The 14,346-nt window shown below is 39.3% G+C and carries 10 protein-coding genes and 1 pseudogene; 3 read left to right on the top strand and 8 right to left on the bottom strand.

Annotated features, from left to right (window positions below):
- Positions 1–147: 147 nt before the first annotated feature.
- The 3 genes from BM294_RS06160 to BM294_RS06150 all read right to left on the bottom strand — a co-directional run bounded on the left by BM294_RS06160 (position 148) and on the right by BM294_RS06150 (position 4,610).
- On the bottom strand, positions 148–1,245 hold the full coding sequence (locus BM294_RS06160) for a sugar kinase (RefSeq protein ID WP_091205792.1): 1,098 nt from the start codon (positions 1,243–1,245) through the stop codon (positions 148–150).
- 197 nt (positions 1,246–1,442) lie between these two features.
- On the bottom strand, positions 1,443–3,239 hold the full coding sequence (locus tag BM294_RS06155; protein ID WP_091205791.1) for a methyl-accepting chemotaxis protein: 1,797 nt from the start codon (positions 3,237–3,239) through the stop codon (positions 1,443–1,445).
- Positions 3,240–3,242: 3 nt separating this feature from the next.
- Entirely contained in the window at positions 3,243–4,610 is a 1,368-nt protein-coding gene (locus BM294_RS06150) for an ABC transporter substrate-binding protein (protein ID WP_091205789.1), read from the bottom strand.
- Positions 4,611–5,160: 550 nt separating this feature from the next.
- Between BM294_RS06150 and BM294_RS16815 the strand changes: the two are divergent.
- Together BM294_RS16815 and BM294_RS06145 are read left to right on the top strand one after the other, a co-directional pair.
- Positions 5,161–5,364, top strand: a pseudogene (locus tag BM294_RS16815) (AraC family ligand binding domain-containing protein); the annotation flags it as partial.
- A 78-nt stretch (positions 5,365–5,442) separates the two neighbouring features.
- Positions 5,443–6,024 carry a helix-turn-helix transcriptional regulator gene (locus tag BM294_RS06145; RefSeq protein ID WP_242944444.1) on the top strand — a complete coding sequence of 194 codons (582 nt, stop codon included), beginning with the start codon at positions 5,443–5,445 and terminating at the stop codon, positions 6,022–6,024.
- A 308-nt stretch (positions 6,025–6,332) separates the two neighbouring features.
- Here BM294_RS06145 and BM294_RS06140 read toward each other — a convergent pair whose 3' ends face one another.
- Entirely contained in the window at positions 6,333–7,100 is a 768-nt protein-coding gene (locus tag BM294_RS06140) for a YesL family protein (protein WP_091205786.1), read from the bottom strand.
- A 151-nt stretch (positions 7,101–7,251) separates the two neighbouring features.
- A complete protein-coding gene (locus tag BM294_RS06135) occupies positions 7,252–8,889 on the bottom strand; it encodes a BCCT family transporter (RefSeq protein WP_175494553.1) in 1,638 nt (545 codons plus the stop codon).
- Positions 8,890–9,091: 202 nt separating this feature from the next.
- On the opposite strand from BM294_RS06135, the gene BM294_RS06130 reads away from it, so the two are divergent.
- Positions 9,092–9,709 carry a DUF6553 family protein gene (locus BM294_RS06130; protein ID WP_091205784.1) on the top strand — a complete coding sequence of 206 codons (618 nt, stop codon included), beginning with the start codon at positions 9,092–9,094 and terminating at the stop codon, positions 9,707–9,709.
- On the opposite strand, the gene BM294_RS06125 is transcribed toward BM294_RS06130, so the two are convergent.
- The 3 genes from BM294_RS06125 to BM294_RS06115 are packed head-to-tail and all read right to left on the bottom strand — an operon-like array spanning position 9,696 to position 14,316.
- Positions 9,696–10,673: a sugar ABC transporter substrate-binding protein gene (locus BM294_RS06125; RefSeq protein WP_091205782.1), complete on the bottom strand. Its 978-nt coding sequence runs from the start codon at positions 10,671–10,673 to the stop codon at positions 9,696–9,698. The genes BM294_RS06130 and BM294_RS06125 overlap by 14 nt on opposite strands.
- Positions 10,674–10,691: 18 nt before the next feature.
- Entirely contained in the window at positions 10,692–12,701 is a 2,010-nt protein-coding gene (locus BM294_RS06120; RefSeq protein WP_242944442.1) for a cache domain-containing sensor histidine kinase, read from the bottom strand.
- Between the two features lie 19 nt (positions 12,702–12,720).
- Positions 12,721–14,316, bottom strand: a complete 1,596-nt coding sequence (locus BM294_RS06115) for a response regulator (RefSeq protein ID WP_091205992.1) — start codon at positions 14,314–14,316, stop codon at positions 12,721–12,723.
- Positions 14,317–14,346 lie beyond the last annotated feature (30 nt).

Genomic DNA, 14,346 nt, shown 5'->3' with positions numbered 1-14,346 from the left:
AGTGCATTCTGTTATAGGGTATAGTCAGGAAAGTTTTTATTATCACATAGCAGACACCGTAAACTCTACTTTTTTATTAAAACAAAGAAGAGACAGGCTTTCGCCTGTCTCTTCTTTGTCTGTGAAATATTTGAATAGAGTTGAATATTATCTCTGAACACGTGCTCCGGCACCACCCATAACAGCTTCAACTTCCTTCTTTGTAGCCATTGTGGTATCACCCGGTGTTGTCATAGCAAGAGCGCCATGAGCTGCGCCATAGTTTACTGCCTTCTCTGCATCACCTGTTGTCATAAGACCATAGATAAGACCTGATGCAAATGAATCTCCGCCGCCTACACGATCCATAATCTCAAGACCCTTGTAATCTGCAGCCTTATAAATCTCGCCATTTGCCCAGCAAAGAGCAGACCAGTCATTAACTGTAGCGGTATGTACTGTACGAAGTGTTGTTGCAACAGCCTTGAAGTTAGGATATGTCTTAACAGCTTCATTGATCATTTTCTTGTATCCGTCAACATTGAGCTCCTTAAGAGACTCATCCTGTCCATCGATCTTGAATCCAAGGCAAGCTGTGAAGTCTTCCTCGTTTCCGATCATAACATCAACATACTTTGCAATTTCCTTGTTTACTTCCTGAGCCTTAGCCTGTCCACCGATAGCTGACCACATTGAAGGACGATAGTTAAGATCATAAGAAACCATAGTTCCATACTTCTTTGCTGTCTTGATAGCTGCGATAACAGTCTCTGAAGCCTGCTCTGAAAGAGCTGCATAGATTCCGCCTGTATGGAGCCAACGCACACCAAGCTCACCAAAGATATAATCAAAATCGAAATCCTCCGGCTTAGCCTTTGAGATAGCTGTGTTTGCTCTGTCTGAGCATCCCTTTGCTCCACGGATTCCGAAACCTCTCTCAGTAAAATTTAGTCCGTTTCTGCAGATTCTTCCGATTCCGTCTGTATCCATCCACTTTACAAGTGATGTATCAACACCACCCTGCATCATGAAGTCCTCTACAAGGTGACCTACCTCATTATCTGCAAGAGCTGTGATAACCGCAGTCTTAAGTCCGAAGCACTTACGAAGGCCACGAATAACATTGTACTCTCCGCCGCCTTCCCATGCGCGGAATGATCTTGCTGTTCTGATTCTGCCCTCGCCCGGATCAAGACGAAGCATAACCTCTCCTAAAGAAGCTGCATCAAATGCACATTCATTTGCCGGTCTTAAATTTAAGTCCATATCTTCCTCCATTTTAAAACTGCCTGCACTCGCAAAGCAGAAATCATCTAAACTTCACCTACTCATTGACGTACCCTAAATCAATTATGTAAGCGTTTTCATAACGAGTAAAAGTATAGCACAAGACATCTCTTTTCTTCAAGATATCTTGTGCCATTTTTTGAGGATTTTACATAAAGCTTTTATGTATACAATGTTCAGACTTGTACAAATTTATCTGTCGCATCACTAAGCTTACCGGTTACTTCTACATTTTTGTCCATAGCTTCCGATATTCCGCCCATTTCTCCGACAATTTCCATGGTGTTCTCTGCTGACAGTCTGATTGCCTGAGAACTTTCCGATACAGAGTTTGTTATTGATGATACAGAATTTGCCATATCAGACATTATGAAGTTCAGATGATCTGCCTTTTCTTTAAATGAGGTAAGTATAGTATGCATAGTATCCGCAGTGTTTTCATACTTATCTCCGGTTTCAACAAAGGAATCATAGTCATCCATGATATCCGTATTGATGAAATCAAGAACCTTACGGGCATTATCAGCCAGCTCTCCTACTGCATTTGTAACATCCTTACTTATCTTCTGAATGTTGTTGGCAGTCTGCTTTGAACTGTCTGCCAATGTACTAACCTCTGCTGCAACTACGGCAAAACCTTTTCCTGCCTGCCCGGCACGTGCTGCTTCTATGGAAGCATTAACCGCAAGAAGATTGGTCTTCTCGGCAATATCAAGAATGTTCTTTGTAAGTGTATCTATTTCCCTTACCTTCTTTGAATCCTCAAGAGACTTTGCAAGAACTTCACTCAGCTCATTCATCCTGTCACTCATGCCCTGCTTACGTTCTGTTACATGCTGCTTGATCTCATCTGCCTCACTCTTGATACCCGCCGCTGTACCACAGCCATCTGTAGCTTCAGTGTTTATCTCATCAGTGGATGTCTTGACATCTATAACCTGTCCGTTAATGGAATTAACCATTTCTGCCACAGATTGCATACTTGCACTCAGCTGTTCCATGGCTGCTGATGTACTCTGAACATTACCGTTTGAAGTATTAAGTTTCTTTGTGACGATCTCTGTTGAAGAATTGAGAACATTCACGCCACTCTTAACCTCTCTCATGATAAGCTGCAGAGTTTCTATAAAGTGATTGATTCCGTTTATGATATATACAAGCTCCGATGCACTTCTCGTATAGATTCTTGCTGTAAGATCTCCTTCTCTGTTTTCAATCTTTCCGATGATATCCATAACCTCTTTCGATATCTTCTTTATCTTTCTGACAATTCCGAAATAATTAATCAGGTAGTTAAATATAATAAGCAGTACAAACAATCCTGTTCCACGAATTGCAGCCTCAATTCCTTCAATGAGCATACTCTGCATTTCTATATTACTTCTGTCAGCCTCTGCAGCTACAGCTTCATCTATGATTTTACATGAGTGGAAAATGGCTACTTTCTGGATCTCTGCTCTGTTAAACAATATTTCATATGCCGTTTCCCTGTCGCCCGAATCAATGGATTCTATTGCCTCATCTATCAGATCATTCAATCTGCCATACTGATTTTTAACCTCATCCAGCGTATTTATAGCATCTTTCGCTGTTTCTGCATCAAGTTGACTCTTGAGTTTTGTAATGTCTCCCGAGATAGTCTCTCTTGTTGTCCTGATTTCAGGAAGCAAAGCTACTCTCGTCTCATCAGCCGTTGCGGATACATAACCAATAGCCTGATCATAAAGTGACATAACATCTGATTTGAGATTAGCCTCATCTGTGCTGAGAGATAAAACATACTGCGACATCGTCCTGCTGTTTACGGTCTGCTGCTGCATCTGATTTATTAGCATTCTCATTACAAATATGAAGGCTATCAGCATGATGATATTGATAACACTTATCTGAAAAATGATAGTACAGAAAAACAGTGGTCTTTTTCTTACCTTGAGTTTTCTTGCGTTCAACTCGAGTTCAGTACTTTCGTTCATGATTTACCCCTCCTTTCCTCTTTCATAATAGTCTTTAATGGCTACCCCTATAGCAGTTGTGAAGCCATCAGCATCCATCTGTCCTGCTGCATATCTGTTAAACTCTCTTCCCAGGGCATTGGCGGCTATTCCCTCCTTCATATCCATCCAGTGCCAATTGGAGGTCTTTCCTGCCGCTATATAATCAGAAAGTACCTTTGCAAACGGATCACTGGCAACATATCTGCATGAAGTAAAAGGACTTACAAACCCAGCTTCTTCAACCAGTATCTTTTGTCCGGAATCCTCTGCACACCATTCGAGAAATGCCTTGGAAGCTTCTACATTCCCCTCCTTCATAACTGCCCACCAGGATGGTGGATTGGCAAGGATAGTATCTATGCCCTCATCAAATACATATGGCATCATGCCTATTTCAAAGTTTCCTGCCGAAGCATACTCTGCTGCATCATCTCCTGTTAGTACGGCACCAATCCATGATCCCTGAGTCACAAATGCATACCTGCCGGATGCAAAGTTCTTAACCTGATCTTCATAGGTTCCCGTAAGCACAAGATCCGGATCACTGTACTGCTGAAGAAGCCCTACAAAAGCCGCAAACTTTAGCATTCTGTCATGATCAACTGCATGCTCATTATTGATCATATCAATATAGGTAGTATCAGCTCTGTCCAGACCTGCATCAATATAATTTCCAAAAATATGATTTCCGGTTGACCAGCTAAGGTTTTGATCCTCTGCACAATAACCTACAACAGCCGTAAGTCCGAGAGATCCCTTCTGCTGTTCTAGTTTTTCAAACGCTTTTCTCACAAGCTCCGGACTGGTAAGGGTTGATGCATCAATACCTGCACGTTTTAATATATCAGCGTTATATACGAGGCCTATCGCCTCTGTAGCATACGGAAATCCTATTACTCCATAAGTCGGATCTGTTAATGCTGATTTAGTGTCCTTAGTCCAATCCTGATCACTCATATCTGCAAGAAGTCCTCCCCAGTTTGCAAAACTGGAGGATTCGCATACAAATATGTCCGGCATCTTATCAGAGAGGTAATAAGCCTTAAGAGTAGCCTGTACATCAACTCCGGATTGAGCAGATTCAACCTCTACTGTAACCCCGGTTTCAGCCTTATACTTTTCTGCAAGCTGTCGGATCTGAGCTTCTACTTCAGCTTTACCGTTAAACAGCTTTATTGTTGTATTTGTATTTGCATTTGCATTATCTGTTATATTTTCCGTATCAGCCCTCCGAAGCTCTGCCATATTCACTCCAAACACTTTTTCGGTAAGCTCATCTTTCTTATCGCAGGCAGTAAGCGTTGCTACAATGCTTAAGCACAAGACAATACCACACAAAGACTTTTTCATTTTACCCCGCTCCTTGATATCGGATTTTTTAAACTGCTGTATTCATTATCTGACAATGATGTGAATGCTTACGTGTTTACTGATGTAAGGAATCACTGAATTCAATATCACCCCTGATAATTCGGCAGATTATGGCCTTACATCCTATCATTATTTTCGGAGAGTTTAATTATTTTTATAAGTTGTTTATTAAATATATCGGATAGTTTTATTGATTTACCAAACAAAAAAAGCATCCTGAAAGGATGCTGTAGTATCAAATATAGAACTTGTATTCCAGGATTGCGGGAGGCCCGATTTGAGTGAGGGGTAATCGGGTCTCAATCCTGATAGTATAGAGTATAGAATAGTTAGACTTTTTGAAGTCCTATATTAGGATAATTCAAATTTGAGTTTGATTCTATATATTTTTTGTTGTAAAAAAATAAAAGTACGGATTTTTTAACTTCACTACTGCTTATTTATCATTTTATGATAATATTTTAGTTAACCACATATTTACCTCTTTATATTTTATGAAAACAATAAAAAATTATTATTAGGAGTTTTTATGCCAATCATAGGTTATTCCATAAACAGAATTTTTGTTGACACCAAAACCAGATCTTCTGATTACAAAATGACTGAACCTCACGTTCATAATCACTTTGAACTCTTCTATCTCAGTAAGGGAAGTTGCACTTTCTTTATGAATCCTCATTTTTATAATCTGGTACCCGGCAGCATCATCATTATACCACCCAACACGCCACACTCTATTCATTATACATCCAAGCAGCAATCTGTAAGAACCAGTATTTTATTTAGAGATGAGGATATTGACTGCCCGAAAATGAAATTCATATATGAGAAGTTTGTATCAGATCGAAAGAAACGATATATAATGCAGATTCCTCCCATGTATCAGATACATGTTGAGCAGCTTATACGTAATATGGAGGCTGAGCAGCGTTTAAACGAAGATAAGATCAGCCCGGCCATGCTTTCTCTTTGCCTGATACAGCTTATTGTAATCGTCAATAGATTTTCTACCGGAATCAACAGTGATCTTATGGATGATCTTCATACAACTAACCGTCAGGTAAACCTTGCTGCCACTTTCATCAACAAGAATTATAATCAGCGAATCTCACTTAATGATATAGCTGAAGTCAGCGGATTCAGTCCTAACTATCTCTCTAGAAAGTTCAAAGAAGATACCGGAATGGGCGTCCATGAATATCTTACCTTCATAAGACTGAATAAAGCAGCCATTGAACTGGCACACACAGATCACACCATTACCGAAGTGGCTCTAAACAATGGTTTCAGCGATTCGAACTATTTTAAGGATGCATTCCATAAAGCATACGGAATGTCTCCCAGAGATTACAGGAAAAAGGATAGTCCGGCAGAATCCCACTCGATATTCTAATTAAAAATGTCTTTCTCCCATAGAACAAATCAGGGAAACGCCTTAATCAGCGTTTCCCTAAAAAAGCCCCATAAAAGGGAGGAGGGCAGGTGACCAATGGTCCCTGCCCGAGTATTATGAAAAAAATCTTATTAACTATTGATAACTTCTTTGTTATCATGCTTATACTATAAAAGTCAACGGTGAACAAACTATGTTTTCATTTTGAACAAATTGTAAACATTTATGAACGCCATGTGAACAAGCAAGTATCCATTTTGACCGGATTCTTTCAATCGTTTGATTATCCTTTATTCCACTTAAGTCGATTAGTCATTTTCAGAACGCTTCAAATTCTCTAAAGCTGTCTCTGTTTCCCTGGAAACATCTGTCTTTAAGCTTCCGTCTATATTGACATCCTGAAGTATCGGCTTTATTTCATGCACTTTTCTTTCATCCTCCTTAGGCATATACTTCTCAAATATATGCTCAAGCATGGTTGAATTGATCCATGCAAGAAGCGGATAACCCATAAGAAGTACGAAAGCAGTTATCCAACCGGCGTAAAAAAGGCAAATGTAGGCAAAAACAATAACAATCACATCACTTATGAGCATTGCGAAAGTTGAGCCAAGATAACGGACCGACATATATACCGCATTTTTAACAGTATTCTTAACTGTGTTATCAAATCTGCTGAGAACAGGCCAGACATAAAGAAACAGGAATAACCAAAGCACCATAATTGCTATAGTTAATGCCTGTAGTATGATCCTCATGGCACCGGCCTCAGCCATAACATGTCCAAAGAAATTAAAATCAAAAACAAGAACACAAGCTGCGATAAGCATAGGAATCCAAATGACGGTAGCCTGTTTAAAGTTAAGTCTGAAAGACTTAAAAAACATCTTTATATCTCCATAGTCCTCATTTCTGACTATCTTTAATGTGCAATAGTACAATGCTGTAGTTGAGGCTCCTATGGTAAACACCGGGAGTGAACAGACAATCCACAACACATTAAGCATAATCATGTCCCCTAGTCTGCCCACAAAACGCCATATCGGATTGTCATAATTAAAAAAGCCCTGAAGCATAAATTATATCCTCCTCTAAAAAAACACAATGTATTCTCTATTTTGCCTGAAGCCTCGGAATACGCCATGTATAATTTATATTAATTCCTATACATTCTTTATAAAAAAGCTCATGCTGCCAAAAGCAGCATGAGCATTCTATCATAAATCATCATTTATCTCCATACATGTACTCCCAATTATCGATGATTTCTTCTATTTTTTCATCTGACATTTCATCATCTTCATCACCCTTGTCTTCTGATGTTATCCCTGGTATCTCTTCCTTTCCTTCAAGAAATATACCGGCATCCTTTATGAAAGATGCCGTGATAAGCACGATAACAAGACCTATAGGAAAAGCTGCGATGATGCTTACAGACTGTATATTAGCCATTGAGCTTTCAGAAAAAACAAGAGCTATAGGAAGCATGATAAGAAGTATTGACCAAAATGCCTTCATCATACTTCCGGGTTCTTCAGATTCCTTAATGTCCTTATAGCTGTACTGGGCAGCTACAAGTGTAATGGAATCAAAGGAAGTGGCATAAAACGCTATCATCGCTATAATGAGTGCAATCATAACAAGCGTTGAACATGGAAGCTGTCTCACTATCTCTATAATGGTTGTATAGAGATCACCGCTTTTTTCATAAAGAGAAACTATATCAAGTTTTCCCGAAATCTGAAGCCCAAGTCCGTAGTTTCCAAGTACTATAAAGCTCACAAATGTACTGCCAAGTCCAAATACATATCCCCCCAATATGGTCTGACGAACAGTTCTTCCTCTTGAAATACTTCCTATGAAGAATGGTGCAGCCACACACCATACCATCCAATAAGCCCAGTAAAAAATAGTCCAGTTTTGGGCAAATCCTGTCGTTCTTGCAGGATCACTGTAAGTCGACAGAACTATAAAATTCTGGGCAAGTCTTCCAACCGCAGAAAAACCACATTCGATTATAAATCTGCATTGTCCTCCAAAAAGCAGAACATACATAAGAAGTCCATAAAAAAGATAAGTACATATATTGGCAAGAATAGAAACACCTATCATTCCTTTCATGACTGAATATGTATATATAAGGCAGGTTGTCACAAGTATAAATATAGTTATGGCTCTTTCTGATAAATCAAAACCTGTAAGTGACTTAATGGCCTGACTCAGGAGCGGTGTCGCCACAGAAAATGTTGTCGCCGTTCCTGCAAGAAGTGCAAAAACTGCCAGAAGATCAATAAGCCTTCCCGGAAGTCGGTCTGTATATTTTCCAAGTATCGGTCTGCATGCTTCAGAGTATTTCTGACGCTTGCGCTTTCTGACATGAAGCATAAACCCGAAAGCGACTGCAAGAACAAGATAAAATCCCCATGGGATCGGCCCCCAATGGAACAATGTGAAGGTGCTTGACCAGTCCATCAGATTGCCCATCTCCGCAGTATGCGGATCCTCCCAATAGAGTAACCACTCACAGAGGGAATAAAATAAAATGTCTGCCGCAAGTCCGCATGTAAACATCATTGATCCCCAGACAAAGAAACTATACTTAGGCTTTTCATCCTGCTCTCCGAGAACTATATTGCCATATCTTGAACAGGCTATATACACAGATACTATAGCAGTGCCAAGTCCTATCATAAGATAGTAAGAACCAAAGCTATCACCAAGATAGCTTCTAATGTTATTCAAAACGACATTGGAATGCTCCGGAAAAATAAAAAATAAAATGCACAGAAGTACAATAAGCATAAAAGGAACCAGAGTACTGACCCAATCAATTCTGTTGTGATATTCACCTGCTTTTTTGTTCATTTTCCTCTCCTTATTTTTGATTTTGAACATAATAACATTGCTCTTTCTTTTCGTCAATACTGATTTGCATAAAGCTTTTATTACAGTATTTTGTTGTGATAGAATATACGCATTATGCAAAACATGGATATTTCTAAATAAACACTGATCAAACCTTTGTGTCTCTTTAATATTCCTGTTTTCATTCATAAGGAGCTTCATCATGATTTTACGTAACGAACATAAAGATACTATGTATTATGAAGAGAACTGGCCTCTTCATTACTATGAAATAGAAGATATTGATTTCAGAGAAGAAATCCTCAAAAAGAAACTTGCCGAAGATTGTGACAATCAGCGCAGACTCGACATCCTGTTAAAGAGATATCCGAAGTTATCCTCCGGTCAGAAACGGAAGGATAACTTTATAGCAGCCTGGATGAATCTTTTTATTACCGGTCGTCTCGGCATCAATTTTCTCAACAAAAATCGTATAAAAAAAGAGGTCACAAGCTATCTGCAGGACCTCTGTATTCTTGATTTTCCTATAGATGATCTTCTCAAGGAAGAGTGGAGACAATTTGCAATATTCTGGATAACCACATGCATCAATGACAAGACATATGATTCCACTATATTCGGTCTTATCCGTCTTAATGATAAAGCTTTGGCTATGAAGATTGCCTCGGATATAATTGAGATAACCTGTTCCATCCCCTCAAGATTCAATTATGAAGCTGATTGCAAACCTCTGTACGATGTTATGAAATCAGCCTATATAGATATGATAGAAGATGGTGAAAAGTATTGGACTGAAGCAGCTTCTGTTACTTTACGATAGGAAACAGTATCTGCTCATTATCCTCTCCAAACAGATTCTCACGATGAACTACATTATAATCTATCTCTTTACTCACAAGTTGAGATGTTCTGTTTTGAAGTTTTATAGCCAGATCAGACATACTTTGATATCCCATACTGAACTCGTTTGGAAGAATCATTGAATCTATCTTTCCGGAATCGATGTAGTAAACAAGCTTTTCACTGCATCCCGAACCATAAAACTTTACATTTCCATCATTTTCTCCCGAAAGACGGTCTACTGCAGTTTCCAGGCTGTTATTATCAAGTCCGATAACTATATCTGCAGGTTCATTGGCAAAAGCCTTATCAAGTTCTTCCCTGGTATAGCGTGTCTCCGCTACTGTCCATACTATATCCGGTTTCATCTTTTTTGTTGAATCGATGAAACCTTCAAGTCTTTGCTGCATACCAAGCTGATTCTGATTTCCGGAAATGATGCCAATCTTTATATCTGAAAGCTTTTCTCCGTAATCTATCACAAGCTCATTTCCAACAGCCCTGCCTATAGCATAGTTATCAGGCGCAACTGTCGCATGATTTCCGCTTACATCCGCATCTGCAATAACATCCGTAACCACAAACTGAATCGGCACTCTTGCACCGATTGATGCTACCAGATCATCCACGCCGTCGCTTAGGCAGAATTCTGCGATAATACCGTCTGCTCCTCGACTTATCTCTTCATTGATAATCTCTGCTTCTGTATATATATTGTCCAAATACTCCGTATGTACGTAATTAAGCTCTATATTGTTATCATTTGCCGCCTGTTCAAGTCCTGCCTTAAACGGCACCCATCTTCCTGAATTCGAGTCGCTGACTATCACAGAAACCTTATAGATCTCAGGACCGGTTCCCTTTATAAGCATAACAACGCAGAATAGAATAACCACAATTGTTGCCACCACTACAGGAAGCAATATCTCACTGTCTTCATTCATGATCTGTCACCATTAGTATTACCTTTTCTTGTTACTCAATGTTCTGTAATGCCCGCTTTCGAGAAGTTTCTGATTATCTTCATTAAACAGTATAGCCGGTATGTGAATCGTTATTCTAGTTCCTTCATCCGGTTCTGATTCTGCAAACAATCCATACTGTTCACCAAATCTGAGCCTTATTCTGTTATGAACATTTACGAGTCCAACCCCCGAGCCATGTTTAGGAACTACATTTTTTGTATCATTATCCTCATTAAGAAGATTTTCACACACTTCAGGGGGCATACCATAGCCGTTATCCATAACTTCTATATAAATATCTCCTTCGGAAATTCCACTTTCATCTCTGAGAGCTGAATCATCATGCTTAACAGTTCCAATAGAAACCTCTGTATCATTCCCACTGTTATACGGTTCATACCAGGCATGGATCCTTATCTCTCCCCCATCATCCGGATCCATATCTCCTACTCCATAATATATGGCATTTTCAAGGATAGGCTGGATAATGAGTTTAATAGTGGCATATTTTTTCACTTCTTCATCCACATCAAAAACCACACCAAATCCGTTTTTATATCTTACTTTCTGTATATTCATGTAGTTTTCAGCATGTCTAATCTCCTGCTCTATCGTAATGATATTTTTACCTCTGCTGAGACTTATGCGGAAAAGACTTGCAAGTTGAGTGACCATAAAAACTGCATCTTTATTATGTCCACCCTCTATCATCCACACTATAGAATCAAGTGTGTTATAAAGAAAATGAGGATTTATCTGGGATTGGAGTGCATCCATCTCAGATTTTCTTTTTTCTTCCTGCTTTATGACAATATCATCCATAAGTTGGTTGATACGTTCGATGGAATGTCTAAGTGTTCGTCCCAGGTGCTCAACCTCCTGAGTTCCGCCAACATATATATCTTCCGGATACATATCTCCGTTTTCCATATTCTTAATTGAATTGTTCAGAAGATTAAGCGGTCTTGATATCCTGCTCGAGATTATCCTGTTTATGAAGATCATGATGAGAAGAGCACTTGCCACAAGAAGAATGACAACAAAACGAAGATTGCTTATGTCGATACTATATGCACTGTCCGGAAGCACAGCTATAAGCTTCCATCCGGTATAGGAAATACTTTTAACTATAACCTGTCTTTTCTCTCCACGAAACACCTCTTCATGCATTCCGTCCGAATAGTGAGCTTCATTTATGTTATTCTCATTCATTATTTCATAGTTTATCTGCATCTGCTTCGGATGGTAAATAATGTTACCACTGGTATTTGTGAGATAAACATACTGACCTGTACTGTCCTGATTGATTCGTTCCATCATCTCCTTGATAGTTGAGTAATTCATATCAACCAAAAGTACGCCTTTTGTCAATTCATTATTTTCTATCAGATCCACTGCCCTGCTCAGGGATACTACCCAACTGTAACCATAACCGGGATCAAGAAACAGATTTTCAACATGTGGAGTGGAGAAATGAAGATCCTCATCCTTGGACAGTGCCGTATTGAACCACTGCTGAGATGGAACATAAAGATTACTTTTGACCTCGGCTATAGGAGAGGCTGACACAAGACTACCATCCTGCTTGAAGAGCGAGAAGCTGACAAGATTGTCTTTATGTGCCTTATATATAAGCTTCATCTCATTATCTATGGAATCTTTGGATATATCAGAGCTTTTTATGACATCATAGTACATGGCATCCGATATGCGCCGCATGCTTTCAAGATAATCCTCAAGATTTACCACTGACTGCTCCATAAGCTGTTCCGTGGCTTCTATAGAACTGGTTCTCATACGACGGGCAAAAAGAGTATATAAAACCACTCCCAAAAGCAGAAGAAGCGTAAAGGAAACTATAGTAAAAGTCATAAGAATGGTACCCTGAATGTTGCGAGGCATATACCTTTTCAGAGTTTTCTTCGCCTTTATAAGACAAAGTTCTGCCAATCTTTCCCTTTCAATAGCTTCCTTTTCATCCACAGGAGCACCTGGCGCTTTATTCAATTGTTTTTCAGAAACATATTCATCCATTTTGCTGTGTTTTGTACCTTGAAGGTGAAACTCCGAATTTCTTTTTAAATACGTAGCTGAAATAATTTGGATCACTGTAACCGACAGCCTCAGCTATCACATAGGTCTTTTCATTGTCTTCGAGAAGCATTCGTACTGCCTTTTCCATACGTATATCAGTGAGATAATTTATGAAAGTCTTACCTGTTTCCTTTTTAAACACTGTAGAGAAGTAAGCAGAGCTTATTACAAGATAAGAACATATACTCTCTACCGTAAGATCCTTATTGCCATAGTTCTCACGCACATAATCTATCGCCTTTGAAACAAATCCTTTAGTAGTATCTGTACGATTGGCACGAAGTACCTCTCTTATTTCATGAGTAGTCTTCTTAAACCATCCGGTAAGCTCAAAAAGCTCAAGGTGCTGAACCTTATCATAAGGATCCGCATCCTTATCAAAGATACTGGAGGCATCTATATGATTACTCTTCATAAAACGATATATCTCTGTCACCAGATCCATAACAAAAAATCTGTAATCCTGAATTGACGGGTTGACCGGTGCTTCTTCCGCCATATATTTATCAATTTCTGCATCCAGATTTTCCTCAGAATCCATCTTAATAGCTTTAAATACAGCATAAAGCTTCTCATCGGTACTTTCAGTCTTTATACTATCTGAATTCTTGTTGCCCTCAGGCGCGATCTCTGCGATATTGATTGCCTGACCTCGTCCATAGATCACTCTATATGAAATGGCTTCTCTGGCACCACTATATGATTTGGGAAGTCCCATAATATTGGATACAGGTTTTCCCACACCGGCAGTTATGGTAGCCTTGGATATATGTTTACTGAGTCTGCATAAAACCTGACACTCATCAGTAAGTTCACGAACATCACTCTCAGACTTCATCTGTACTATGATTACAACATTTCCAAGGTAAGAGAAAAACTTGGCTTCCCACTTCTCCCTCATGTGCTCTTCCCACAATTTCCTTACAGACATCGTTATAAGCAGTGGATTGATTCCCTCGGGAGCAAGTGAAGTGCTGTTATGAAGAAGCACAACATCATAAAACGGACCATCCAGACTTACCTGATAGTCCATCATATCTCTTGATAATGTCTCCTCATCTTCTCTTCCCTCTATGAGAGCAGTGTAGAAATTCTCCTGTAATATAGGAAGACTCTCCTGATAATACTTCTTAAGCATATTTATGTTCTGTTTCTCATTAAACTCTTTATCAAGGGATGTTTTTATACGTTTAAAGACTTCACTAAGTTCTGTCGAATCTATGGGCTTCAGTATATACTCTTCCGCCTCAAGCCTTATGGCTTCCTTGGCATATTCAAATTCATCAAATCCGGAAAAGATGATTATTTTTATGGTCGGATACTGCTGCTTCAGTCTTCTGGCGAGTTCAAGACCATCCATATATGGCATCTTGATATCTGTCATCACCACATCGGGCTGACTTTCCTCAGCCATTTCCAATGCCTCAAGGCCGTTATGAGCATATCCCTGCACCGAGAATCCAAGAGACTCCCAGTCTATCTTGTTGATTATAACCTGGATGACATTCTCTTCATCATCCACCAGCATAACCGAATAGTTTTTTGACTCACTGTTTCT

Origin of the sequence: Oribacterium sp. WCC10, assembly GCF_900113415.1 — a bacterium.
GTDB lineage: Bacteria > Bacillota > Clostridia > Lachnospirales > Lachnospiraceae > Oribacterium.
This window is presented reverse-complemented; position numbering and strand designations above follow the sequence as displayed.